The organism is Streptomyces sp. TLI_185, from assembly GCF_003814765.1.
GTDB lineage: Bacteria > Actinomycetota > Actinomycetes > Streptomycetales > Streptomycetaceae > Streptomyces.
On record NZ_RKRB01000001.1, the window covers coordinates 3,611,435 to 3,635,017 of the forward strand.

The 23,583-nt window shown below is 71.1% G+C and carries 22 protein-coding genes; 5 read left to right on the top strand and 17 right to left on the bottom strand.

Annotation, left to right across the window (positions count from 1 at the left end; translation table 11 throughout):
- Window positions 1-7: 7 nt before the first annotated feature.
- The gene (locus EDD92_RS16480) at window positions 8-862 is read right to left on the bottom strand and encodes an NAD(P)-dependent oxidoreductase (protein WP_123965028.1); all 855 of its coding nucleotides are present in this window, start codon (window positions 860-862) and stop codon (window positions 8-10) included.
- A 119-nt stretch (window positions 863-981) separates the two neighbouring features.
- Here EDD92_RS16480 and EDD92_RS16485 point away from each other — a divergent pair, with 119 nt between their 5' ends.
- Complete coding sequence (locus EDD92_RS16485; RefSeq protein ID WP_123965029.1) at window positions 982-1,887, top strand: helix-turn-helix transcriptional regulator; 906 nt, start codon at window positions 982-984, stop codon at window positions 1,885-1,887.
- 198 nt (window positions 1,888-2,085) lie between these two features.
- Here EDD92_RS16485 and era read toward each other — a convergent pair whose 3' ends face one another.
- Entirely contained in the window at window positions 2,086-3,048 is a 963-nt protein-coding gene (gene era / locus EDD92_RS16490; protein ID WP_185124036.1) for a GTPase Era, read from the bottom strand.
- A gap of 164 nt (window positions 3,049-3,212) precedes the next feature.
- Here era and EDD92_RS16495 point away from each other — a divergent pair, with 164 nt between their 5' ends.
- Window positions 3,213-4,526, top strand: coding sequence for an ammonium transporter (locus EDD92_RS16495; protein WP_123965031.1), 1,314 nt, complete (start codon window positions 3,213-3,215; stop codon window positions 4,524-4,526).
- Window positions 4,523-4,861 carry a P-II family nitrogen regulator gene (locus EDD92_RS16500; protein ID WP_123965032.1) on the top strand — a complete coding sequence of 113 codons (339 nt, stop codon included), beginning with the start codon at window positions 4,523-4,525 and terminating at the stop codon, window positions 4,859-4,861. Before EDD92_RS16495 ends, EDD92_RS16500 begins: the two co-directional genes overlap by 4 nt.
- Here EDD92_RS16500 and EDD92_RS16505 read toward each other — a convergent pair.
- From EDD92_RS16505 to EDD92_RS16555, 11 genes are all read right to left on the bottom strand, one after another.
- Window positions 4,755-5,771, bottom strand: a complete 1,017-nt coding sequence (locus tag EDD92_RS16505; RefSeq protein ID WP_123965033.1) for a WxL protein peptidoglycan domain-containing protein — start codon at window positions 5,769-5,771, stop codon at window positions 4,755-4,757. The genes EDD92_RS16500 and EDD92_RS16505 overlap by 107 nt on opposite strands.
- A gap of 56 nt (window positions 5,772-5,827) precedes the next feature.
- On the bottom strand, window positions 5,828-7,144 hold the full coding sequence (locus EDD92_RS16510; protein WP_123965034.1) for a beta-xylosidase: 1,317 nt from the start codon (window positions 7,142-7,144) through the stop codon (window positions 5,828-5,830).
- Window positions 7,145-7,284: 140 nt separating this feature from the next.
- Complete coding sequence (locus EDD92_RS16515; protein WP_123965035.1) at window positions 7,285-7,761, bottom strand: hypothetical protein; 477 nt, start codon at window positions 7,759-7,761, stop codon at window positions 7,285-7,287.
- Window positions 7,762-7,969: 208 nt separating this feature from the next.
- Window positions 7,970-8,323: a cytidine deaminase gene (locus EDD92_RS16520; protein WP_123965036.1), complete on the bottom strand. Its 354-nt coding sequence runs from the start codon at window positions 8,321-8,323 to the stop codon at window positions 7,970-7,972.
- Between the two features lie 97 nt (window positions 8,324-8,420).
- Window positions 8,421-8,780: an MmcQ/YjbR family DNA-binding protein gene (locus tag EDD92_RS16525; protein WP_123965037.1), complete on the bottom strand. Its 360-nt coding sequence runs from the start codon at window positions 8,778-8,780 to the stop codon at window positions 8,421-8,423.
- Window positions 8,777-10,081: a hemolysin family protein gene (locus EDD92_RS16530; RefSeq protein WP_123965038.1), complete on the bottom strand. Its 1,305-nt coding sequence runs from the start codon at window positions 10,079-10,081 to the stop codon at window positions 8,777-8,779. Before EDD92_RS16530 ends, EDD92_RS16525 begins: the two co-directional genes overlap by 4 nt.
- Window positions 10,078-10,575 carry an rRNA maturation RNase YbeY gene (gene ybeY, locus EDD92_RS16535; RefSeq protein ID WP_030934120.1) on the bottom strand — a complete coding sequence of 166 codons (498 nt, stop codon included), beginning with the start codon at window positions 10,573-10,575 and terminating at the stop codon, window positions 10,078-10,080. The genes EDD92_RS16530 and ybeY overlap by 4 nt, the downstream gene beginning before the upstream one ends.
- A 13-nt stretch (window positions 10,576-10,588) precedes the next feature.
- Entirely contained in the window at window positions 10,589-11,662 is a 1,074-nt protein-coding gene (locus EDD92_RS16540; protein ID WP_123965039.1) for a PhoH family protein, read from the bottom strand.
- A gap of 145 nt (window positions 11,663-11,807) precedes the next feature.
- A complete protein-coding gene (locus EDD92_RS16545; protein ID WP_123965040.1) occupies window positions 11,808-12,956 on the bottom strand; it encodes a carbohydrate kinase family protein in 1,149 nt (382 codons plus the stop codon).
- A 475-nt stretch (window positions 12,957-13,431) separates the two neighbouring features.
- The gene (locus EDD92_RS16550; protein ID WP_123965041.1) at window positions 13,432-14,721 is read right to left on the bottom strand and encodes a glucarate dehydratase family protein; all 1,290 of its coding nucleotides are present in this window, start codon (window positions 14,719-14,721) and stop codon (window positions 13,432-13,434) included.
- On the bottom strand, window positions 14,718-15,692 hold the full coding sequence (locus EDD92_RS16555; RefSeq protein ID WP_185124037.1) for a 5-dehydro-4-deoxyglucarate dehydratase: 975 nt from the start codon (window positions 15,690-15,692) through the stop codon (window positions 14,718-14,720). The genes EDD92_RS16550 and EDD92_RS16555 overlap by 4 nt, the downstream gene beginning before the upstream one ends.
- A 76-nt stretch (window positions 15,693-15,768) precedes the next feature.
- On the opposite strand from EDD92_RS16555, the gene EDD92_RS16560 reads away from it, so the two are divergent.
- Entirely contained in the window at window positions 15,769-16,554 is a 786-nt protein-coding gene (locus EDD92_RS16560; RefSeq protein WP_123965043.1) for an IclR family transcriptional regulator, read from the top strand.
- Between the two features lie 234 nt (window positions 16,555-16,788).
- A complete protein-coding gene (locus EDD92_RS16565; RefSeq protein WP_123965044.1) occupies window positions 16,789-18,000 on the top strand; it encodes a sugar MFS transporter in 1,212 nt (403 codons plus the stop codon).
- Here EDD92_RS16565 and EDD92_RS16570 read toward each other — a convergent pair.
- From EDD92_RS16570 to EDD92_RS16585, 4 genes are all read right to left on the bottom strand, one after another.
- On the bottom strand, window positions 17,997-18,986 hold the full coding sequence (locus EDD92_RS16570; protein ID WP_123965045.1) for an adenosine deaminase: 990 nt from the start codon (window positions 18,984-18,986) through the stop codon (window positions 17,997-17,999). The genes EDD92_RS16565 and EDD92_RS16570 overlap by 4 nt on opposite strands.
- Window positions 18,987-19,006: 20 nt before the next feature.
- A complete protein-coding gene (locus EDD92_RS16575; protein ID WP_123965046.1) occupies window positions 19,007-19,912 on the bottom strand; it encodes a ribonuclease Z in 906 nt (301 codons plus the stop codon).
- Window positions 19,913-19,933: 21 nt separating this feature from the next.
- On the bottom strand, window positions 19,934-20,287 hold the full coding sequence (locus tag EDD92_RS16580) for a histidine triad nucleotide-binding protein (protein ID WP_123965047.1): 354 nt from the start codon (window positions 20,285-20,287) through the stop codon (window positions 19,934-19,936).
- A 65-nt stretch (window positions 20,288-20,352) separates the two neighbouring features.
- Window positions 20,353-23,550 (bottom strand): S41 family peptidase, encoded by a 3,198-nt coding sequence (locus tag EDD92_RS16585; protein WP_123965048.1) that lies wholly within the window; start codon window positions 23,548-23,550, stop codon window positions 20,353-20,355.
- Window positions 23,551-23,583 lie beyond the last annotated feature (33 nt).

Here is a 23,583-nt window from a genome sequence, read left to right on the forward strand (position 1 = left end):
CAGCCCTTTACAGGGCTCCGGCCTCCCGGGCCGCGTAGACGCTGGGGTACAGCGGGCGGTAGCCGAGTTCCCGGCGGATGCGCTCGGTCGAGGTGATCACGAGCCAGGGATCGGGGTCGGTGCGGGTGTAGAGCTCGGCGGGGATCTCGGCGCCGTTGAGCTGGTGCAGTTCGACCGCCGTGACGGGGGTGTCGTCGGCGATGTTGTAGATCCGGCCGGCGATGCCCGGAGCGTGCAGGATGCGCAGCAGTCCTTGGGCGACGTCTGCGTGGTGGCCCATCTGCAGCCGCTGGTTCGCCGCCCAGTTCCGGGCCCACATCAGGGACTGGGCGAGATGCGGATCGCCCTCGCCGTAGACGAAGGGGAGCCGGCCGACGCGTACGTCCATGCCGTCCAGGGCGAGCAGTGCCCGCTCGGCCTCGGCCTTGGACTCGGGGTAGGCGCCCCACATCGCCCCGCCCGGCCGGCTCTCGTCCTCCTCGGTCAGCGGGCGCCCCCGCCCGGTGCCGTACACCAGCCCGGTGCTGACCTGCACGAACCGCTGCACCCCGGAGGCCAGCGCGGCGCGGCCCAGCTCCACGGCTGCGTCCCGGTTGACCGCCCACGCCTCCTGGTCCGGCACTCCGCGGAAGGACGCCGCGACGTTCACGACCGCGTCGACTCCGGCCACCGCCTTGGCGAGCGCCTCCGTGTCCCGCAGATCCCCGACGACGACCTCGGCGCCCAGATCGGCGAACCGCTCGCCGCGCGCCGCGTCCCGCACGAGGACCCGCACCCTCTCGTCACTCCGGGCCTGCGCCAGCAGCCTCGGCACGAAGCGCCGTCCGACCTGCCCCGTCGTACCGGTCACCAATGTCAGCATGTTCTGCTCCTCTCGTCCCGGCCCAGCCTTCAACAGGGATCCCGGCCGCGGGAGAGACCTCCCGATCGGGGGATCGGCAGTCCCTGGATAAGCCGGGCGGACTCCCGCACGCTGGAGAGGTGAACCGAGCCGAACTCGCCGACTTCCTGCGCCGCGGCCGTGCCCGCCTCGACCCGTCCGACGTGGGGCTCGTGCCCGGCACCCGCCGCCGCACGCCGGGCCTGCGCCGCGAGGAGGTGGCTCAGCTGGCCGGCATGTCCGTGGACTACTACACGCGGCTGGAACAGTCCCGGGGGCCGCGCCCGTCCCGCCAGATGCTGACGGCACTGGCGCGTGCCCTGCGCCTGACGGACGACGAACGGGACCATCTCTTCCATCTGACGGGCGAGGAGCCGCCGCGCCACGGGGGCGCTTCCGCGCACGTACGGCCAGGTCTGTTGCTGGTCCTGGACCGGCTGCACGACACCCCGGCGATGGTCGGGACGGACTGCGGTGAGGTCCTCGCGCAGAACGCGATGTCGAGGGCGCTGAGTGGGGACGTGTCCGCCCGCCCGCCTCGGGACCGCAACATGCTGCGGCGCTTCTTCCTGGACCCGGCGGCCCGGGAGTTGTTCCCGCCGGAGGACGTGGCCGAGCACGCGCGGGCCCATGTGGCGAACCTGCGGGCGGTGGCGGCGTCCCGTCCCGACGACCCGGAACCGGCGGCGCTGGTGGCTGAACTGCGGGCGTCGAGTGAGGAGTTCGCACGGCTGTGGGACGAGCACGAGGTGGCTGTGCGGCGGCAGTCGACGAAACGCTTCCGGCACCCCGTGGTCGGTCTGCTGGAACTGGACTGCGAGGTGCTGCTCAACGAGGACGACCACCACATGCTCGTCATCCACACGGCCCGCCCGGGCACGGAGTCGTACGAACGGTTGCAGCTGCTGCGGGTGGTGGGCCTGCAGTCCCTGAAGGTTTCCTCGCCCCCGCCGCCCCTGCCCGTCCCGACCCTGGGGGCTCCGCCCCCGGACCCCCGTTCGGCCTGAACGGCCTCGTCCTCAAACGCCGGACAGGCTGAAAAGATCAATCCCCGGTCGGCGAAATATCAGCCCCAGTCCGCAAAATCCAGCCCCTCCGGCGTTTGAGGAGCGGGGGTCCGGGGGGCGGGCCCCCGGAAGCGGGGTCGAAGGGGCGGCAGCCCCTGGGGACGGGACGGGAAGGGGCGGCGGGGGCGGACGAAAAGGTCAGAAGCCCAGCTTGCGCAGCTGCCGCGGATCCCGCTGCCAGTCCTTCGCGACCTTGACGTGGAGGTCCAGGAACACCGGAGTACCGAGCAGCGCCTCGATCTGCTTCCGGCTCTTGATGCCGACCTGCTTCAGCCGCTGGCCCTTCGGCCCGATGATGATGCCCTTCTGACTGGGCCGCTCGATGTACACGAACGCATGGATGTCGAGCAGCGGCTTGTCCGCAGGCCGCCCCTCGCGCGGAAGCATCTCCTCCACCACCACCGCGATGGAGTGCGGCAGCTCGTCGCGCACACCCTCCAGGGCGGCCTCCCGGATCAACTCCGCGATCATGACCTGCTCGGGCTCGTCGGTGAGATCGCCCTCGGGATACAGCGCCGGCCCCTCCGGCAGGAGCGGGACGATCAGATCGGCCAGCAGGTCCACCTGCTTGTCGGCGACCGCAGACACGGGCACGATCTCCGCCCACTCGAACCCGAGCTCCTTGCCGAGCTGGTCGATGGCGATGAGCTGCTCCGCAAGGGTCTTGCTGTCCACGAGGTCGGTCTTCGTGACGATCGCGATCTTCGGCGTCTTCTTGATCGACGCCAGTTCCTTCGCGATGAAGCGGTCACCGGGGCCGAGCTTCTCGTTCGCGGGCAGGCAGAAGCCGATCACGTCGACCTCCGCCCACGTCGTACGCACGACGTCGTTCAGCCGCTCGCCCAGCAGCGTGCGCGGCTTGTGCAGGCCAGGGGTGTCGACCAGGATCAGCTGGGCGTCCTCCCGGTGCACGATCCCGCGCACCGTGTGCCGCGTCGTCTGCGGCTGGTCGGCGGTGATGGCCACCTTCTGGCCGACCAGAGCGTTCGTAAGGGTGGACTTGCCCGCGTTGGGGCGGCCCACGAAGCAGGCGAAGCCGGCGCGGTGGACGGCCTCGGCCGACTGCTCGGATGACTGGGTACGAACGCTCATGCCGCCCATTCTCCCTGATCCACAGAGCCCCGCCGCACAACCGAGCGACCACCGCCCACACTGTGAGATTCAGGAAACCTCCACGCAACGAAACATCACGGAAACACGCCCGTGCAGAACTGGAAACGCACGGCGTTGACCCTCTGACGAGCCCCCACCTCGATGGAGACGACGTGACGACCCTCGCCGCAGCGCACGCAGACACCGGCGACACCGCCTGGCTGCTCGCCGCCACCGCCCTCGTCCTGCTGATGACCCCGGGCCTCGCCCTCTTCTACGGCGGCATGGTCCGCACGAAGAGCGTCCTCAACATGCTGATGATGAGCTTCGTATCGATCGCCCTGGTCACGGTCGTGTGGCTGGCCGTCGGCTACTCGCTGGCCTTCGGCGACGACATCGGCGGCGGGCTCATCGGCGGCCTGAAGCACGCCGGGATGGCCGGTCTCGGGCCCGGCAGCGTGCAGGGCACCGTCCCCACCCTCCTCTTCGCCACCTTCCAGCTCACCTTCGCGATCATCACGGCCGCCCTCATCAGCGGCGCGATCGCGGACCGCGTGAAGTTCGCGGCCTGGCTGGTGTTCGTCCCGGTCTGGGCGCTGCTCGTATACGTTCCCGTCACCCACTGGGTGTGGGGCCCCGGCGGCTGGATCGCGCACCGCCTCGGCGCCCTCGACTTCGCGGGCGGACTCCCGGTGGAAATCACATCCGGCGCCTCGGGCCTGGCCCTCTGCCTGGTCCTCGGCCCGCGGCTCGGCTTCAAGAAGGACGCGATGCGCCCGCACAACCTGCCCATGGTGATGCTGGGTGCGGGCCTGCTCTGGTTCGGCTGGTTCGGCTTCAACGCGGGCTCGGCCCTCGGCGCGAACGGTCTTGCCGCGGCCGCCTTCCTCAACACCCTCGCCGCCGGCTGCACCGGCCTGCTCGGCTGGCTCTTCGTCGAGCAGAAGCGCGACGGGCATCCGACCACGCTGGGCGCCGCGTCCGGCGCGGTCGCCGGTCTGGTCGCGATCACGCCCTCCTGCGGCTCGGTCTCCCTGCTCGGCGCCCTGGTCGTCGGCCTCGCCGCCGGCGTCGTCTGCTCGTACGCCGTGAGCTGGAAGTTCAAGCTGAACTACGACGACTCGCTCGACGTCGTCGGCGTCCACCTGGTCGGCGGCATCATCGGCACGCTCCTCATCGGCGTCTTCGCGGAGAAGGCCATGACCGGTGGCACCGAGGGTCTTCTCTACGGCGGCGGGCTCTCCCAGTTCGGCAAGCAGCTGGTGGCCGTGGTCGTCGTGGCCGCGTACGCCTTCCTCGTGACATACGGCATCGGCAAGCTGATCGACAAGGCGATGGGCCTGCGCGCCAGCGAGGAGCAGGAGCACACCGGCCTGGACCTTACGGTGCACGCCGAGACCGCATACGATCACGGCGTCCTGGGCCACGGCGCCCCGGTCTCGTCCTCCATCCTCTCCCCCGCGCAGAAGGTCCAGAGCCAGGCATGAAGCTCATCACCGCGATCGTCAAGCCCTACCGCCTCGACGAGGTGAAGACCGCCCTCCAGGAACTCGGCGTGCACGGTCTGACCGTGACCGAGGCCAGCGGGTACGGCCGGCAGCGCGGCCACACCGAGGTGTACCGCGGCGCCGAGTACCAGGTCGACCTCGTCCCCAAGGTCCGTATCGAGGTCGTGGTCGACGACGCCGAGTCGGACGCCGTGATCGACGCGATCGTCACGGCCGCGCAGACGGGGAAGATCGGGGACGGGAAGGTGTGGGCGCTGCCGGTCGAGACGGTCGTACGGGTACGGACGGGAGAGCGCGGCCCCGACGCGCTCTGACCACGAGGACCACTCCCGCGACCGCCACCACGAGCAGGACCATCGCCGCCGGCCACGGCAGCGCGAAGAAGGACGCACTCTCCGAGTTCCGCGTGTCCGTCGCGCTCGCCGTCAACGTCACGTCGCCCCAGTCGAGTTGGGGCGCCCCATGCCATGGTTCGCTGAGGTGGACGCGCTGGCCGGGCAACAGCTCGGAGGGGATGCGGGAGAGGTTGCGGGACAGGAGCGTACGGCCGAACAGGCCCTTGGCGCGCAGTTCCACCTTCGGGTCGAGGGTGACGTTGCCGGTGTTGTGCAGGGTGTAGGAGATGGTCGCCGTGCTGTCGCCGAGGCCCGGGACGAGCGGCTGGTGGTGGACGACGTGGACGTTCTCCACGGCGATCGCGGGGAGGGTCGGGCCGCCGACGCGCAGGTAGACGCGGGCGCCGACCGCCCTCTGCACACCGAGCGCGAGGGAGCCGTCGCCCTTGTCGATCCGTTCGTCGAGGGCCACGAGCGCGCCCGGGTGATCGCCCGGTTCGGCGCCCTCGGGCACGTGCAGCGTGAAGGGGACGGTGACCTTGCCCTGCGCCGGGACCATCACGCGTGACGTGGCGGGCTTCGCCCAGGCTCCGACGCCCCGCTGCTTCTCCTTCACCGTCCTGACGGCGAAACCGCCGTCCCGGGGGGTGTTGTAGGCGTCGGCGGCATACAACCGGAAGCTCAGCGGCTGCCCGGTCCTGTTCGCCACGACCACCTTGTCCTCGATGGTCGTCCCGGGGTCGGCGGAGAGGTAGAAGTACGGGCGGGCGGCGACCCTCGAGGAGGCCGGGTACACGGACCAGCTGCCGTTGTCGGCGGCGTGCGCGAGTGCGGGCGCGACGAAGAGGGCCAGGAACAGGCCCAGGAGGAGGACGTAGAGCTTTCTCATGGGTGCGGACCCCCCACGTGTACGGGATGGACGGGCGGGTGCGGACGCCCGTACGGTCAGCTGAGCGTCAGGGTGAGCACGCCCGAGTACGAACCGGGAGGCGTGAACGCCGGTACGTCCAGGGAGAGCCCGGCGCCCGCCGTGAACTCGCCGCCGGTCAGCGTGCCGTTGGGGGTGGACGCCAGGGTCGCTCCCGAACTGCCCACCGTGCCCGCCGAACCGGCCTGGCAGGTGCTCGGGCTGCCCGCCTTGGTGGCGCAGGCAGGGGTCCAGCTCAGCTTGCCGGCATCGATCTTGGCGCCGGGGCCCGTGAAGTCGGTGACCTTGCCGGTGAGGGACCAGCCCGCGGGTCCGCCGCGGAAGTCCTTGACGGTGACGGTGCTGAGGGCACCGGTCGAGGCCCCGCCCTTGCCGAAGTCGACCGCCGACAGGGCGACGGAGTCCCCGGCCTGGGACATGGACAGCGTGCCCGCCTTCACCGTGGTCGTGACCTTCTGGCTGCCGGCGGGAACAGGGGTGGTGTCGTTCACGACGTAGGCCGCGGGCCCGGCCCCCTTGCCGGCGCTCCACGCGCTTCCCTCGTACGCCACGACGCCCGTCGTCGTCTTGTCGTTGACGACGAGGGAGCCTCTGAAGGAGCCGTCGGCGGCGGCGGTGACCGTCGCCTTGTCCGCGGTCTGGGTGTCCCCGGAGCGCCCGGCGAGGGTGACGGTCGCGCCCGCCGTGAAGTTGCTGCCGTTGACGGTGACGCTGTCACCGGCGTTCCCGGAGGCCGAACCCAGCGAGATGGCACGGTTGTTGACCGGGGTGGCGTCCGTCGCCGTGATGCTCTGGGAGACCGGGGCGGGCGGGTTGGTCACCGTGCACGGTGTGTCCAGCTCGAGGATGTAGCTGGTGTGGATGTTGTAGTCGCCCGGCGAGAGCGTGATCGAACCGGCGGTGGTGACCTTGAAGGTTCCGGTCATGGAGAACGACGGGAAGGCGCCGTTGCCCGGCACCGGGTCGTTCTTCTTGGGCCCGGCGACCGTCACGTCCCCCGTCTGCGCACCGCCGAGGGTGACTTTGCCGGTGGGAGTCATGATGTCGGCCGGCAGGGCGATGGCGGTGGGATTGCTGGCGGCGGGCTTGACGACCGTGTAGGTCACGGTGACGGTGTCGCCGACCTTCGGACTGGCGTTGTCCACCGCGATACTCGCGGTCGTCGTACCGTCGATCGGCGGGATGCCCGCGACCGCGGGCGGGATGCAGTGCGTGGCGAAGTCCACGTTGGTGGCGGCACCGGCCGGACAGGCCAGCGCGCCACCCGCGGTGACCGCGAGCACGGTCCCACCGAGCAACGATGCCCAGCGGCGTCTTCGGGTTGTCGAACCCATGGGTGTGCCCCCTCTCTTCTGCGCTCACTGGGGGCATTGATGTGGGGATTGCGTGAGAAGTCAATGGAGAAGCCGAAATGAACTGATGGACCGTCAGTTCCTGTGCGCCTCCCAAGAACTGACGGTCCATCGGCTGTGGCTCAGTCGAACACGAACGGTCCCGGCGACTGCGCGCCTGCCGCGGTGCAGGTGATGGTGATGCCGAAGACGGTCATCTGCAGCGAGCCGCCGTAGGCCTCCAGGCTGTCCCCGGAGGCGACGGTGCCGGAGAGCGGGCCGACGGTGACGGGGTCGCCGGCAGCCATCGCCGGGTTCTTGGTGCCGGTGAAGGCGGTGGTGCCGCCGCTCGCCTTGACCATGGTCAGGGTGGAGGAGATCGAGTCCTGCGACAGGGCGATCGGCGCGGTGATGGCGGACGACGTAACGGTGATGGTGGCCGCCGTGCCGTCCTGGGTGGCCGTGAGCGTGGCCTCTCCGCCGCCGAAGCTTCCGCAGTCGGCGGTGATCGTCGCCGACTGCGGAGTGACGGCGAGGGCGCTGGGCGCGAACGCGAGCGAGGCGGCCGCGAGGGCCCCCACCGCCATGGCCGCACCTGTGCTTATTCGTTTGGCTCTCATGGGGATCCGGCTCCCTTCCCGAAGCTGGGAACTGCCATGTGGCGATGGATGGGAGAGGTCCGTACGGACAGCCGGCAGGCGCGGTGCGGGGCGCCGGTGGGGGGTGGGGGTGAATCTGACGGTCCGTCGGAACTACCGGTTCCATTGATGCCCGTGAGGTGAAGAAACGGCAAGGGTGAATTCCGGACGGCTCTGAAGCGGCCGGTTTTCAGCCTGCGGTGACGGTGGTCCGTACCGTTCCGTCGGGCCCGGCGACGAGCACCGGCGTCCCAGCCCCGCCCAGATCCCGTACGGCAGCCAGGTCCTGTACCGAGGCCGACTCGGCTTCCGTCACCACGGCCGCTGCCTCCAGGGACTTCGCCCCGGACGCCACCGCCATGGCCACCGCCGTCTGCAGCGCACTCAGCTTCAGCGAGGCCAGGTCGACCGTCCCGGCGACATATGTACGGCCCGTCTCGTCCCGTACGGCAGCCCCCTCGGGCACACCGTTGCGGGCCCGCGCGGAACGGGCCAGGGTGACGATCTTGCGGTCCTCGGGGTCAAGCGCGTTGCTGTCGGTCATGAGCCGAGCATACGTATCGCCACCGGCCCCATCCGGCCACGGGGTGCACAGCTCCCGGCCGGATCCCGTACTGCACGACGACCATACGCGGACGTACTCAAGAACGGTCGAGACGGAGCCGCTCGGCGCGCGGCAGCCCGGCCACCACCAGGTCGTACGAGTCCTCGATGAGCTCCCGTACCAGCCGGTCGGGGAGCTCGCCGTCGACCGTGACGGTGTTCCAGTGGCGCTTGTTCATGTGGTAGCCGGGGATGATCAGGCCCTCGTACTCGGTACGGAGCCGGATGGCGTCCTCCGGGTCGCACTTGAGGTTGACCGTGAGGGGACGGGAGTCCAGCCAGCTGAGGGCGAACATCTTGCCCAGCACCTTGAAGACCGAGATGTCCGGGGCGAAGGGGAAGTCCTCCACCGCCGCGTTGAAGGACAGACAGAAGCCGCGCAGTTCCTCGGGCTTCACTCCTCTTTCGCCTCCTCCTGCAGATCCGTCGGATCAACGGGCTCCACGAGCACGGTCACGATCTTGTTCCGGCGGCCGGCGGCGGCCTCCGCGGTCAGTCGGAGTTCGCGCCCGTCGGGCACCTCCACGACCGCCGACGCCCCGGCGATGGGCACCCGGCCCAGCGCCTTCGCGAGCAGACCGCCGACGGTCTCCACGTCCTCGTCGTCGTACTCGTCGAGCCCGTACAGCTCGCCGAGGTCGGTGATGTCGAGGCGGGCGGTGACCCGGTAACGGTCCTCGCCGAGGTCCTCCACCGGCGGCAGCTCACGGTCGTACTCGTCGGTGATCTCGCCGACGATCTCCTCGAGGATGTCCTCGATGGTGACGATGCCGGCCGTGCCGCCGTACTCGTCGATGACGACGGCGACGTGGTTGCGGTCCTGCTGCATCTCGCGCAGCAGATCGCCGGCGTTCTTGGTGTCGGGCACGAAGGCGGCGGGCCGCATGGCCGTCGACACCAGCTCGCTCTCGGCGTCCCGGCTGATGTGCGTCTTCCGGGCCAGGTCCTTCAGATACACGATGCCGACGATGTCGTCCTCGCTCTCCCCGGTGACCGGGATGCGCGAGAAACCCGAGCGCAGGGCGAGGGTCAGGGCCTGGCGGATCGTCTTGTACCGCTCGATGACGATCAGGTCGGTGCGCGGGACCATGACCTCCCGTACGAGGGTGTCACCGAGCTCGAAGACCGAGTGCACCATGCGGCGTTCGTCGTCCTCGATCAGCGACTCCGCCTCGGCAAGGTCGACGAGCGCCCGCAGCTCCGCCTCGGACGCGAACGGGCCGCGGCGAAAACCCTTGCCGGGGGTCAGCGCATTGCCGATGAGGATGAGCAGGGACGGGATCGGGCCCATGATCCGCGCCAGCGGAAGCAGGATGTACGCCGCCGCGGTGGCCGTGTTCAGCGGATGCTGGCGGCCGATGGTGCGCGGCGAGACACCGACGGCGACGTACGACACCAGGACCATCACGCCGATCGCGGCCAGCAGGGCGCGCGTGGTGCCGGAGAACTGCTGCAGACAGGCGTACGTCACCAGGGCCGCGGCCGCCATCTCGCAGGCGACGCGGACCAGCAGCGCCACGTTGAGATAGCGGGTCGGGTCGGCGGCGACCTGGGCGAGCTTCGCACTGCCGCGCCGGCCGGAGCGTACGGCCTCCTCGGCGCGGAAGCTGGAGACGCGGGCGAGGCCCGCCTCCGCACAGGCGGCGAGCCACGCCACGACGACCAGGGCGATCGCGCCCGCGACGATCTGGGGACTCATGAGACGGTCGGGGCCGGGGACGGACCGGTCAGGCCCTTCTCCGCGCGCCAGCCGTCCACGATGGCCGCCTGCAGACCGAACATCTCGGCCTTCTCGTCGGGCTCCTCGTGGTCGTACCCGAGGAGATGCAGCACCCCGTGGACGGTGAGGAGCTGGAGCTCCTCGTCCATGGAGTGCTGGGTGTGCGCTTCCTCGCCCTGCTTCTTGGCGACCTCCGGGCAGAGCACGATGTCGCCGAGGAGGCCCTGCGGGGGCTCGTCGTCGTCCTTCGACGGCGGACGCAGCTCGTCCATCGGGAAGGACATGACGTCCGTCGGCCCCGGCAGGTCCATCCACTGGATGTGCAGCTGCTCCATGGCGTCGGCGTCCACGACGATCACCGAGAGCTCGGAGAGCGGGTGGATGCGCATCCGCGCGAGTGCGTAGCGGGCGATGTCGAGGATCGCCTGCTCGTCGACCTCGGTTCCGGACTCGTTGTTGACGTCGATCGACATGGTGCTGCTCGGTCTACTTCCCTTTGTGCCCGGACTGCCTGCCCCGGCCGCCCTTGTGGGTGCCGTTCTCGGTGCCGTGCTGGCTGTCGTACTTCTCGTACGCGTCGACGATACGGCCGACCAGCTTGTGTCGTACGACGTCCTGGGACGACAGGCGTGAGAAGTGGACGTCGTCGAGCCCCTCCAGAATGTCCTGGACCTGGCGCAGCCCCGACTTCGTCCCGTTCGGCAGGTCGACCTGCGTCACGTCACCCGTGATCACGATCTTCGATTCGAAGCCGAGGCGGGTGAGGAACATCTTCATCTGCTCGGGCGAGGTGTTCTGGGCCTCGTCCAGGATGATGAAGGCGTCATTCAGCGTGCGGCCTCGCATGTAGGCGAGCGGCGCGACCTCGATCGTGCCCGCGGCCATCAGCCTGGGGATCGAGTCCGGGTCGAGCATGTCGTGCAGCGCGTCGTACAGCGGGCGCAGATACGGGTCGATCTTCTCGTAGAGCGTGCCGGGCAGGAAGCCGAGCCGCTCGCCCGCCTCGACCGCGGGCCGGGTCAGGATGATGCGGTTGACCTGCTTGGACTGCAGGGCCTGCACCGCCTTGGCCATGGCCAGGTACGTCTTGCCGGTGCCGGCGGGGCCGATACCGAAGACGATCGTGTGCTTGTCGATCGCGTCGACGTACCGCTTCTGGTTGAGGGTCTTGGGGCGGATCGTGCGGCCGCGCGAGGAGAGGATGTTCTGGGTGAGGACCTCGGCCGGGGTCTCCTGGCCTTCGCCCTCCCCGTTCTCACTCGCTCTGAGCATGGCAATCGAGCGTTCCACTGCGTCCTCCGTCATCGGTTGCCCGGTGCGGAGCACCAGCATCATCTCGTCGAACAGGCGCTGGATGAGGGCGACTTCCGCGGAGTCGCCGACGGCGCTGATCTCATTGCCCCGGACGTGTATGTCGGCCGCCGGGAAGGCTTTCTCGATCACGCGCAGAAGGGAATCGCCGGACCCCAGAACGGTCACCATGGGGTGTTGGGCGGGGACGGTGAACTGTGCTCTCGCCTGCCCCTGCGCGGGGGTGTGAGCTGTGGGTGTCTGAGTCATGGGCCGGCTCTGTAGGCCTTGCTCGTCCTCCTCGAAACGGCACGCCAGCCACTTGGGCTGCCCTGGCGGTTTCAAGGGTACGCCGGGGGACTGACAACGCCGTAGGCCTTTTCGGCAGGCGCTGTTTCACACCCGCTCGCAGTGCTCAGGCCGATCTGAACCCGATCGTCGGGACAGCCCTGCGCCGCGGCCACGGCCTCGCGGCCTCCTCCTGTGGGATCAGGCGCTCCAGGAACGCGTACCTCCGCAGCGCCGCCCGGTCCTGCCCCGCCACCGACTGCACCTTCCGCCACCAAGCCGCGATCTCCGACCACCCCGGGGCCGACAGCGATCCCCCGAACTCCTGGACGGACAGCGCGGCCGTCAGCCCCGCGAAGGCCAGCCGGTCCGCCAGTGGCCAGTCCGCCAGCGTGCCGGTGACGAAACCCGCGACGAACACATCGCCCGCGCCGGTCGGGTCCAGGGCCTCCACAGCGATGGCGGGCACCTCGGCCGTCTCCCCGGTCCGTCGGTCCACCGCATACGCCCCCTCCGCGCCGAGGGTGACCACCGCGAGCGGAACGTGCTCGGTGAGGGCGTGGGCGGCGGCGCGCGGGGAGGCGGCGCCCGTGTACCGCATCGCCTCCTCCGCGTTCGGCAGGAAGGCCTCGCAGTGTTCGAGGTCGGTCAGGCCCGCCAGGTCCCAGGCGCCGGTCTCGTCCCAGCCGACGTCGGCGAAGATCCGGGTGCCGTGGTGCGCGGCCTGGGCGATCCAGGGGGCGCGCCTGCCGGGGGTGAGGGAGGCGACGGCGGCACGCGCGCGGGGCGGGCAGTCGGGGGCGCCCCCTTGGTTGAACACGGTCTCGGGGGGCGGCTCGTGGCCGTGGGAGACCATCGTGCGCTCGCCCTCGTACGCCATCGACACGGTGACCGAGGAGTGCCAGCCGGGGACCCTGCGCGAGGCGGAGAGGTCGATGCCCTCGCCCTGCTCCAGGGCGTCCCAGCAGTACTCCCCGTAGTGGTCGTCGCCGAAGGCCGCCGCGAGGGAGGTCCTCAGGCCCAGGCGGGCGAGTGCGGTGGCCATGTTGGCGACGCCGCCGGGGCTCGACCCCATCCCGCGTGCCCAGGACTCGGTGCCGCGGACCGGAGCGGAGTCGAGCCCGGTGAAGATGATGTCGAGGAAGACGGGCCCGGTGAGATACACGTCCCAGGGGGGATCGTCCGGTGTGCGCAGTACGGCCAGGGGGTCGACCTGGGCCTGGCACTCCGGTCCCGCTGTGATGGGTGCTGGTCCCTTTCCGTTGGACGCGCTCACGGTGCACTCCCTGACATGGTGCGGATCAGGCCAGTGTGCACCACCCCGCCGACAGTGTGCCGCCGCTCACGCCGCGGGCGCCCGGGCGCCGTGGCAGCCGACGTGGCCAGAACCAGCCCGTCCGGCGTTTGAGGCCGCCACCGCCATCCCCATCCCCCACCCACCCACCAGGGCCGCACCCCCTTGACGCCGGCCGTCATCCCTCAGCCCGTCTGGGGGGCACCCGCCTGGGGGAGTTTGAGGACGAGGCCGTTCAGGCCGACCGGGGTCCGGGGCGGAGCCCCGCGCGAGTGCGGGGGCCGACGCCCCGAAGCGGGGTGCAGGGGACGCAGCCCCCGCCCAAGTCCAGGGCCAAAGCCCCGAAGCAGGCTGCAGGGGACACAGCCCCCGCCGGGGCCAAGGGGCGGAGCCCCTGGCGGGGTCGAAGGGGCGGCAGCCCCTGGGGATGGGAACGGGTAAGGGCGGCGGGGGCGATCTACCAGCGGGGCACGGACGGCGTGACCCACCCCGGCTCGGCGACCCGCATCGCCGCCGCGTCGTCACGCTCGCGCAGCGCACCGTCGTCGTCCAGCCACCGCTGATGCAGGAACTGCAGCTTGGCGCGGTCGAGCTCGACACCGAGCCCCGGCGCGTCGGAGACAGCGACCTTGCCGCCGTCGAACGTCAGCCGCGCGCTGAGCACGTCCTCCGACTGCCAGGGATAGTGCGAGTCGCAGGCATGGTGCAGATTCGGCACGGTGGCCGCGACATGCGTCATCGCGGCCAGGCTGATCCCCAGGTGGGTGTTGGAGTGCATGGACACCCCGACTCCGAACGTGCGGCAGATGGCGGCCAGTTGCTGCGTGTTGCGCAGCCCGCCCCAGTAGTGGTGGTCCGACAGCACCACCTGGACGGCGTCCCGCGTGAACGCTTCCTTGATCTCGGCGAAGGTCGTCACACACATGTTGGTGGCGAGCGGCACGCCTGTGGCGGCGGAGACCTCGGCCATGGCGGCGGTGCCGAGCGCCGGGTCCTCCAGGTATTCGAGGACGTCCCCGATCTCCTCGGCCACCTTCAACGACGTCTCCACGGACCAGGCACCGTTGGGGTCCAGCCGCAGCGGGTGGCCGGGAAACGCCTGAGCGAGAGCCCGTACGGCGGCGATCTCCTCGTCCGGCGGAAAGACACCGCCCTTCAGCTTGAACGAGGTGAACCCGTACCGCTCCTTGAACAGCCGGGCCTGCTCCACGACCCCGGCCGGGTCGAGGGCGGCACCCCAGTCGTCCTTCTCGCAGGCCACCCCCTCGGGGTGGTCGGCCCACTTGTAGAACAGGTAGGCGCTGTACTCGACCGCGTCTCGCACCTTGCCGCCGAGCAGCGCGTGCACCGGCAGGCCGAGCGCCTTGCCGAGGGCGTCGAGACAGGCCACCTCGAAGCCGGAGACGACGGACAGCCGCAGCTTGTCGGCGGTCTGTACGCCGCGCAGTCCGCCGACGTCGACCTGGTTCCGGACCCGCGCCGAGTCCACGGAGACCTCGTCGGCGATCACGAACAGCCCGTTCAGATCGCTGACCTGACGGCCTTTCAGCTTCCCGGCGAAGGGCCGGGCGAGCTCCAGGTACTTGGTGTCGCCGTAGGTCTCGCCGACCCCCGTGATCCCGTCGGCCGTCACCACCTCCACGATCAGCCGCGGGGTGTACGGCTGGTGGACGCCCTGCGTGTTGAGAAGCGGCGGGTCGGCCACCAGGATCGGCGTCAGCCGTACGTCGGCGATGGTGAGGTTCACAGCGCGGCTCCTACGAGGTCGAGTCCGGTGGTGAGCAGGGCTTCGAGGTCGGCCAGGTCGCCGGCCGAGGGGTCGGTGAGCGGGGCGCGCACCGGGCCGACGGGACGGCCGCGCAGCCGGGCCGCCGCCTTGACCAGCGACACGGCGTATCCCGGTACGCGGTCGCGGAGTTCGACGAGCGGGACGTAGAAGTCGCGCAGCAGCCGCTCTGTGTCCTTGTTGTCACCGCCGTCGCCGTCGCGCAGGGCTGCGAAGAAGGCGTTCGCGATCTCGGGGGCGAAGGCGTGCACGGCGGAGGAGTAGGCGGGGACGCCGACGGTGGCGTAGGCGCGGGCCTGGATCTCGGCGGTGGACGCGCCGTTGAAGAAGAGGAAGCCCTCGGGTGCGGCGAGGGTCAGGCGCTGGAGGCGGTCGAGGTCGCTGTGGCCGTCCTTGAGGCCGATGACGTTCGGGATGGCCGCGATGCGCCGCAAGGAAGCTGCCGTGTAGGCGACCTGGCCGCGCTGGTAGGCGATGAGCGGCAGCCGGGTGCGGGCGGCGATCTGCTCCAACTGCGCGACGAGGCCCTCCTGCGGGGCGGCGACCAGGTAGTGCGGCAGGACGAGCAGTGCGTCGACGCCGGCCTCCTCGGCGATGCGGGCGAACCGGGCGGCCTGCGCCCAGCCATACCCGACACCGGCGACGACGGGCAGGCGCCCGCCCGCCTCCTGGACGGCGATGGTGACGACCTGCCGGTACTCGTCCTCGTCCAGCGAGAAGAACTCGCCGGTGCCGCAGGCGGGGAAGACCGCGCCGGGGGCGGTGGCCAGCTGTGCCGCGACATGGGCGCGGAAGCCCTCCGGGTCGAGCGAGCCGTCGTCATGGAAGGACGTCAGCGGGAAGGAGAGCACTCCTCTTTCCATCCCGTCGCGCAGCCTCCGCACAGCTGCCTCCGCCTCACCCGTCACACTGTCTCCCCATGTAGATGCCATCCATGTATGGAGACAGAGCCTAGATATGCGAACAGCAGCAGTCAACGGTCCGAGATGAGCCGACTAACATCGCCCCATGTCGGAGACGGGTGGCGGCGTGCGCGAGGTGAAGTCCGCCGCGCGGACGGTCGAACTGCTGGAACTGCTCGCCGAGCGCGGCGACCGTCCGGCACGACTGCAGGAGCTGGCGGACGAGCTGGGCGTCCCGCGCAGCTCGATGTACGCACTGCTGCAGACCCTGATCAGCAGAGGCTGGGTGCGTACGGACGTCACCGGTTCGCTGTACGGCATCGGCATCCACGCCCTGCTCACCGGCACCAGCTACCTCGACTCCGACCCGCGGGTGCGCGTCGTACGGCCGTATCTCGACGAGGCGTCCGAGGCGCTCGGAGAGACGATCCACATGGGGCGGCTCGACGGACGGGACGTGGCGTATCTGGCCACGCGGGAGTCGCACGAGTACCTGCGGACCATCAGCCGCGTCGGCCGCCGGCTGCCCGCGCACGCGGGCGCGCTGGGCAAGGCACTGCTGGCCGAGCGCGGAGACGAGGAGCTCCCCGAGGGGCCGTACCAGGCGCTCACACCGAACACGCACACCGGCCGCGAGTCGCTGGCGGCGGATCTCGCCCGGGTCCGCACGCGTGGTTACTCGGTCGACCGCGAGGAGGGCGTGGCCGGAATCGTCGGTTTCGGCTTCGCGCTGCGCTACGACGCCCCCGCGCAGGACGCGATCAGCTGCTCGGTGCCGGTGGCCCGGCTGACGCCGGAGCACGAGGAGCGGATCGTGGCGGTGATGCGGGAGATCCGCCTGAAGATCGAGGCGACGGCACCGAGTGCCGGCGGCGCTGCTCACTGGCGCTAGTCGGTCCTCGAACTCCCCCGGAGGGGGCGCCCCCGGACGGGCTGAAATTGCCGGACCGGCGCCCTCTGCTACCCGACCTCTCCCGCCCCAAACGCAACGTGCGCCACATCACACCCCCCGCGCTTCTTTCCCGAACCGCGTGCTTGATACAAATTCTCCGCGCGTTCCTGTCCGTCGACGGTCGTCGCCCAACCCCTTCTTGAGCCGCTTCTTTCGCATGCCCTGGGAACGCCCGTGTTCGCCCCTCGCACCACCCCCTGGCCCCTCGTCGCCCTTTTCACGGCCGGGTACCTCGCTCCGTATCTGCTGCCGACCACCGTCGGACGGCTCGACTCGGGGCTTTCGCTCTCCGCCACCGAGGCGGGCGCCATCGGCAGTGCCCTGCTGCTGAGTTCGGCCGCGGCCGGCTTCCTGCTCGCCTCCCGCGTCGACCGCGTCGGCCCCCGCACCCTGGCCCGCCTCGGTCTCCTGCTCGCGGTCCTCGGCTACGGCGGCGCCGCGCTCACCGACTCCGTCCCCGCGGTCGTCGCGGGCGCGCTCGTCGGCGGTTTCGGCTCCGGGACGGCGACGACGGTCGCCGCCACCGGGATCGCCGCCCAGAGGGATCCGCACCGGACGACCACGCTGGGCCTGCTCGGTGTGTCCGCGCTCGCGGGCGCCCTGTATCTGGCGATCCCCCACCTGGGCGCGGGCCACGGGCAGCCCCTCGCCGCGATCGCGCTCACCTCGCTCGCCGTCTGGCCGCTCACCGGCCGGCTCCCGGTCCGTACGGCCGTCGCGCACAACCCCCTCGACGGCACCCGTCTCCCCCATCCGCGTTCCGGCCTGGTCCTCGCCCTCGTCATGTTCTGCTGGTCGCTCGCGCAGAACGCGCTGTGGGGCGTCAGCGGCCGCATCGGCCTGGCCCAGGCGCACCTCGCGGAGGCCACCGTCGGCGCCGTCTTCGCGGTGGCGCTCGGCGCGGGGCTGCTGGGCGTCGTCGGCGCGGGAGCGGTCGGGCCGCGGTTCGGCCGTGCGCTGCCGATCGGGGCGGGCACGGTGCTGATCTCCGGCTGCATCGTGCTCAGCGCGTCCGCGACCGACCTGACGACGTTCGCGAGCGGTGAGATCGCCTGGAACGTGCTCTACCCGGTCGTCCTGTCGTACGTGATCGGGCTGGCGGCCTCCCTGGATCCGCGCGGGCGCTGGGCGGTGCTCGTCGGATCGGCGTCCTCGCTGGGGACGGCGGCGGGACCGCTGACCGGGAGCGTGCTGGCGGCGCAGGCCGGGTTCCCCGTCATGGGTGCGGTCCTGGCCGTCGGGCTGCTCGCGATAGCCGTACCGATGACCGCGGTCGCTGTTTCAGCCCGTCCGGCGTTTGAGGACGAGGCCGTTCAGGCCGAAGCGGGGGTCTGGGGGCGGCAGCCCCCAGCAACCCCCGCACCGGACTTCACCACCGCCGCCTAGAACTCGTACGCCTCCACCTCGGAGAGGTACCGCGCCCGGCGCTCCTCGTCGTCCTCCAGGAAGGACGCGAGGAAGGAGTTGCGGGCGAGTTCGCGCAGGCGGTCGTGCGACAGCGCCAGGGTCTGGCGTACGGCGTCGAAGTTGTCGCCCGCGTAGCCACCGAAGTAGGCGGGGTCGTCGGAGTTGACCGTGCAGAGCAGACCGGCGTCGAGCATGGCGGGCAGCGGGTGGTCGGCGAGGGTGTCGACCGTGCGCAGGCGGACGTTGGAGAGGGGGCACAGGGTGAGCGGGATCCGGTCGCGGACCAGACGGGCCACCAGCTGCTCGTCCTCCATGCAGCGCAGGCCGTGGTCCACGCGCTCGATGCCGAGCACGTCCAGGGCTTCCGTGATGTACTCCGGCGGGCCCTCCTCCCCCGCGTGCGCCACCCGGCGCAGGCCGAGCGCGGCGGCGGCCTCGTAGACCTCGCGGAACTTCACCGGCGGGTGCCCGACCTCGGCGGAGTCGAGGCCGACGCCGGTGATCCGGTCCAGGTACGGCTTCGCGGCCTCCAGGGTCTGCAGCGCAGACTCGGCGGACTCGTCCCGCAGGAAGCACAGGATCAGCCGGGTGGAGATGCCGTGCACCGACTCGCTGTGCTGCAGCGCCCGCCACAGCCCCTCCACGACCGTGCCCATGCCCACGCCCCGCGCGAGGTGCGCCTGCGGGTCGAAGAAGATCTCCGCGTGCCGCACGCCCTGCGCGGCGGCGCGGGCCAGGTAGGCGTTCGCGAGGTCCTCGAAGTCCCGCTCGGTGCGCAGGACGGCCATGAGCTCGTAGTACAGGTTCAGAAAGGACTGGAGGTCCTCGAACTCGTACGCCTTGCGGAGTTCGTCCTCGTCGGCGTACGGCAGCTCGACACCGTTGCGGGCGGCCAGCTCGAACGCGAGCTCCGGCTCCAGGGTGCCTTCGATGTGCAGGTGCAGTTCAGCTTTGGGGAGGGGCATCGCAGCATCGTACGGGTGCTTTACCGGCGTTTCGGAACCGGCACCCGCAGCAGATCGTGTGCCACCGTCAGCTCACCCTCGAAGCCCGCCGCCCGCGCCTGCCGCTCGAATTCGTCCGGCTCGGTGTAGCGCTGGCTGAAGTGCGTCAGCACCAGATGCCGTACGCCCGCCTCGCGCGCCACGGCCGCCGCCTGCCCGGCTGTGAGGTGGCCGTGCTCGACCGCGAGGCCGGTGTCCTCGTCGAGGAACGTCGACTCGATGACGAGCATGTCGCAGCCCTCGGCGAGCGCGTGCACCCCGTCGCACAGGCGGGTGTCCATGACGAACGCGAACCGCTGACCGCGGCGCACCTCGCTGACCTCCTCCAGGGACACTCCGCCGAGCGCGCCGTCCCGCTGGATACGGCCGACGTCCGGGCCCTTGATGCCGTGCGCGGCAAGGCGGTCGGGGAGCATACGGCGGCCGTCGGGTTCGGTCAGCCGGTAGCCGTAGGACTCCACGGGGTGCGAGAGCCTGCGGGCCTCGAGGGTGTACGAGGCGGTGACGGCCAGGGGGCCGTCGGTGTCGACCGGGGCCTCGGTGAGGTCGACCGTCTCGCGGTACGCGGTGGCGTACCTCAGGCGGTCGAAGAAGCGCTGCCCGGAGCGCGGGTAGTGCGCGGTGATCTCGTGCGGGACCTGGTCGAGGTTGATGCGCTGGATGACGCCCGCGAGGCCCAGCGAGTGGTCGCCGTGGAAGTGGGTGACGCAGATCCGGTTGAGATCGTGCGCGGCCGCCCCGGCACGCAGCATCTGGCGCTGAGTGCCCTCGCCGGGGTCGAAGAGGATGCCCTCGCCGTCCCAGCGCAGCAGGTAGCCGTTGTGGTTGCGGTGCCGGGTCGGGACCTGGCTGGCGGTGCCGAGGACCACCAATTCACGTACGGACACGGTGACTTACGTCCTTCTGGGTCACCCGGGCGGCCACTGCAGGCCACGGCCGCCGAGGACGTGCGCGTGGGCGTGCCAGACGGTCTGGCCGGCGCCGGCGCCCGTGTTGAAGACGATGCGGTAGCTCTCCAGCTTGTCCTCGTCGGCGACCGACTGGGCCTCGCGCAGGACGTCCGCGGCGAGGACCGGTTCCGCGGCGGCGAGCTCGGCCGCGTTCTTGTAGTGCGCCTTGGGGATCACCAGGACATGGGTGGGTGCCTGCGGGTTGATGTCCCGGAAGGCGACGGTGGTTTCCGTCTCGCGGACGATCGTCGCCGGGACATGCCCCGCGACGATCTTGCAGAACAGGCAGTCGTCCTGCGGCTCCCCTGGCATGTGGTCTCCTCAAGCCGGTTGATCGATCACGGTGATCGAGTACGGGGGCATCGTATCCAGGGTCGTCAGTCCAGGCTCGGGGGTGTCTTGGCGGGGGTCTCCTCCAGGGCGGCCAGTGCGATGCGGATGGCCTCGTCCAGTTGGACGTCCCGTCCCGCCGCGTAGTCCTGCGGCCGCTGGACCACCTCCACGTCCGGGTCCACACCGCGGTTCTCGACGTCCCAGCCGTAACCCTCCAGCCAGAAGGCGTACTTGGGCTGGGTGACCAGCGTGCCGTCGACCAGGCGATAGCGGCTGTCGATGCCGATGACGCCGCCCCAGGTCCGGGTGCCGACGACCGGACCGATGCCGAGTGCCTTGATGGCCGCGTTGACGATGTCGCCGTCGGAGCCGGAGAACTCGTTGGCGACGGCGACCACCGGTCCGCGGGGCGCGTCCGCCGGGTAGCTGTACGGCCGCAGGCCGCGCGGCACGGCCCAGCCGACGATCCGCCGGGCCAGCTTCTCGACGACGAGTTGGGAGGTGTGGCCGCCCCGGTTGTCCCGGACGTCCACGACGAGGCCCTCCCGGGCCACCTCGACCCGCAGGTCCCGGTGGATCTGGGCCCAGCCCGGCGCCTGCATGTCGGGAACGTGCAGATAGCCGATGCGCCCGCCGGACCTCTCGTGGACGTAGGCCCGCCGGTCCGCGACCCATGCGTGGTACCGCAGCGGCTCCTCGTCCGCGACCGGCACGACGACCGCATGCCGCACCTCGCCTCCGCCGGAGGGCGAGATCGTCAGCTCGACCGGCTTGTCCGCCGTGCCGACGAGCAGCGGTCCGGGCCCCGTCACCGGGTCCACCGGCTGCCCGCCCACCGCGGCGATCGCGTCCCCGGCCCGCACCGCGACGCCCGGTGCGGCCAGCGGGGAGCAGGCGTCGGGGTCGGAGGTCTCGGTCGGCAGGATCCGGTCGATGCGCCAACTGCCGTCCTGGTGACGGGAGATGTCGGCACCGAGGAGCCCTTGCCTTGGCCCGTTGCCGTATCCGTGGTGCGGCATCACGTAGGCGTGCGAGGTGCCGAGCTCGCCGTGCACCTCCCACAGGAGGTCGACGAGGTCGTCGTGGGTGGCCACGCGGTCCAGGACCGGCCGGTAGCGGTCGAGTACGCCGGTCCAGTCGACGCCGCTCATGTCCGGCCGCCAGAAGTGGTCCCGCATGATGCGGCCGGTCTCCTCGTACATCTGCCGCCACTCGGCCGAGGGGTCGGCCGTCTGCCGTACCCGGCTCAGGTCGACGGTGATGTTGGTGTCGCTGGTGTCGTCGGTGGACGCGCGCCGGTCGCTGGGTACGACCTTCAGCCGTCCGTCGGTCCACAGCAGGACGCGCTTGCCGTCGCCGCTGACCCGGAAGTGGTCGGCATCGGCGGCGAGGTGCTCCAGGCGATGCTGGACGAGGTCGTAGCGCTCCAGCTCGGTCTTGGGGTCGGGATCGTCGGGGGTGGCCCTGGACACTCCGAGGACGCCCTGCACCGGGTGGCGCAGCCACAGCACGCCGTCCTTCGCGGCACGCAGGCCGGAGTAGCGGGCGGCCTCGACCGGGAAGGGCACGATCCGGTCGGCGAGGCCTTCGAGGTCGATGCGGGTGGCCGGGGTGCCCTCGCTGTCGGGGGTCTCGTCCTTGTCGGGGGTGTCGAAGGGGCGTCCGTGCCGCTGCGGGCCGAAGGGGGAAGGTGTGGTCGCCGCGAGGGTGATCAGGTGCGGGCGGTCGCCGACCACGAAGGCGAGGTCGAAGACGTGCTCGTCGTAGACCGGGTCGAAGGAGCGGTTGGAGAGGAAGGCGATGTGTTTGCCGTCGAGGGTGAAGGCGGGCGCGTAGTCCCGGAAACGCAGCGGGGTCGCCTCGGTGACGGTCAGGTCGGTGGTGTGGGCGATGCGGAGCTGGCGCAGCGGCCGCGGGCCGGGGTGGGACCAGGCGAGCCAGGCCGAGTCGGGCGAGAAGACCAGGCCGGTGACGTCCCCGTCCTCGCTGCGGTCGATCTCGCGGACCTCGCCGGTCTCCCTCTCGACGAGCAGGACGCGTCCGTCGTGCGCGGCGACCGCGGCCCGGCTGCCGTCGGGTGCCATGGCGAGCCCGAGGACGCGGCCGAGTTGTCCGGCGGCCAGGCGACGCGGAGTGGCGCCGGGTGCCAGACCGGTGGCGGGCGCGAACTCCAGGGCGTCCTCGCCCTCCGCGTCCGTCACCCACACCACCCATTCCTCGCCCTCGGCGCGGAAAGTGCGCGGCAGCCGGGCCCGTACGCCGGGTTCGGCGGCAAGTGCGCGGGTGGGTCCGGAGCGGTGGGTGACCCAGTGGACGGCTCCGCGCACGGCGACCGCGCTGCCGCGTGCGGTGTGGTCGGGGGCGGCCGATCCGAACCAGCGGGAGGCGTTCACGGCGAACGGCTGCCGGTCGGCGCGCTGCCCGCCGAGCCGGATGTCGAGGCGGCGGGGCTCGGCTCCGTCGAGGTCGTCGAGGATCCACAGCTCACCGGCCGAGGCGTAGACGACACGGGTGCCGTCGCCGGCGGCGTGCCGGGCGTAGAAGCCGTCGAGCGGCGTGTGCCGGCGCAGGTCGGAACCGTCGGCGAGGGAGGAGTACACCGCCCCGACACCCTCGTGGTCGGACAGGAAGGCGATGCGCTCCCCCGCCCACACCGGGAACTCCAGATTCCCGTGGAGCTCTTCATGCAGCCGTACGAATGCGCCCTGGCCCTCCCGGTCGATCCACAGCTTGCCCGCGGTGCCCCCGCGATACCGCTTCCACCAGGCGGCCTCGCGCCCCATGGGTGCGGACAGCAGGACGGTGCTCGGCCCATGGGCGACATGCCCGACGAGGCCGTACGGCAGGACGGTGGAAGGTCCGCCGTCGAGCGGGACGGCGTGCGCCCAGCTGCGGCGCAGGTTCGCCTGGCCGTGCGTGGTGATCGCGAGGACCTGTCCGTCCGGGGTCCAGCCGCGCACCTGGGTGCGCCAACTGCCCCAGTGGGTCAACCGCTTGGACGGTCCGCCGGCGACCGGGGCGATGTGCACCTCGGGGGCGCCGTCGCGGGTGGAGGTCCAGGCGACGGTCGTACCGTCGGGCGAGATGCGGGGCAGGGTGACCGGTGTGTGGTCCACGCTGACCCGCCAGGCGCGTCCGCCGTCGACGGGGGCGAGCCACACGTCGTCCTCTGCCGTGAAGGCGACCAACTCGCCCCGCAGGTGCGGAAACCGGACATAGGCAGGCGTCGCAGGCTGTGTCACCCGATCACCCTACGCAGGGGCGCCACCCCGGGT

Coding starts and splice junctions, on each gene's coding strand:
- EDD92_RS16510 (WP_123965034.1), bottom strand. CDS start 7,144: ATGGGTTCGACAACCCGAAGACGCCGCTGGGCATCGTTGCTCGGTGGG.
- EDD92_RS16580 (WP_123965047.1), bottom strand. CDS start 20,287: ATGCCAGGGGAGCCGCAGGACGACTGCCTGTTCTGCAAGATCGTCGCG.
- ybeY (WP_030934120.1), bottom strand. CDS start 10,575: ATGTCGATCGACGTCAACAACGAGTCCGGAACCGAGGTCGACGAGCAG.
- EDD92_RS16500 (WP_123965032.1), top strand. CDS start 4,523: ATGAAGCTCATCACCGCGATCGTCAAGCCCTACCGCCTCGACGAGGTG.
- EDD92_RS16555 (WP_185124037.1), bottom strand. CDS start 15,692: ATGGCATCTACATGGGGAGACAGTGTGACGGGTGAGGCGGAGGCAGCT.
- EDD92_RS16570 (WP_123965045.1), bottom strand. CDS start 18,986: ATGCCCCTCCCCAAAGCTGAACTGCACCTGCACATCGAAGGCACCCTG.
- EDD92_RS16505 (WP_123965033.1), bottom strand. CDS start 5,771: ATGAGAAAGCTCTACGTCCTCCTCCTGGGCCTGTTCCTGGCCCTCTTC.
- era (WP_185124036.1), bottom strand. CDS start 3,048: ATGGGCGGCATGAGCGTTCGTACCCAGTCATCCGAGCAGTCGGCCGAG.
- EDD92_RS16540 (WP_123965039.1), bottom strand. CDS start 11,662: ATGACTCAGACACCCACAGCTCACACCCCCGCGCAGGGGCAGGCGAGA.
- EDD92_RS16560 (WP_123965043.1), top strand. CDS start 15,769: ATGTCGGAGACGGGTGGCGGCGTGCGCGAGGTGAAGTCCGCCGCGCGG.
- EDD92_RS16480 (WP_123965028.1), bottom strand. CDS start 862: ATGCTGACATTGGTGACCGGTACGACGGGGCAGGTCGGACGGCGCTTC.
- EDD92_RS16515 (WP_123965035.1), bottom strand. CDS start 7,761: ATGAGAGCCAAACGAATAAGCACAGGTGCGGCCATGGCGGTGGGGGCC.
- EDD92_RS16530 (WP_123965038.1), bottom strand. CDS start 10,081: ATGAGTCCCCAGATCGTCGCGGGCGCGATCGCCCTGGTCGTCGTGGCG.
- EDD92_RS16520 (WP_123965036.1), bottom strand. CDS start 8,323: ATGACCGACAGCAACGCGCTTGACCCCGAGGACCGCAAGATCGTCACC.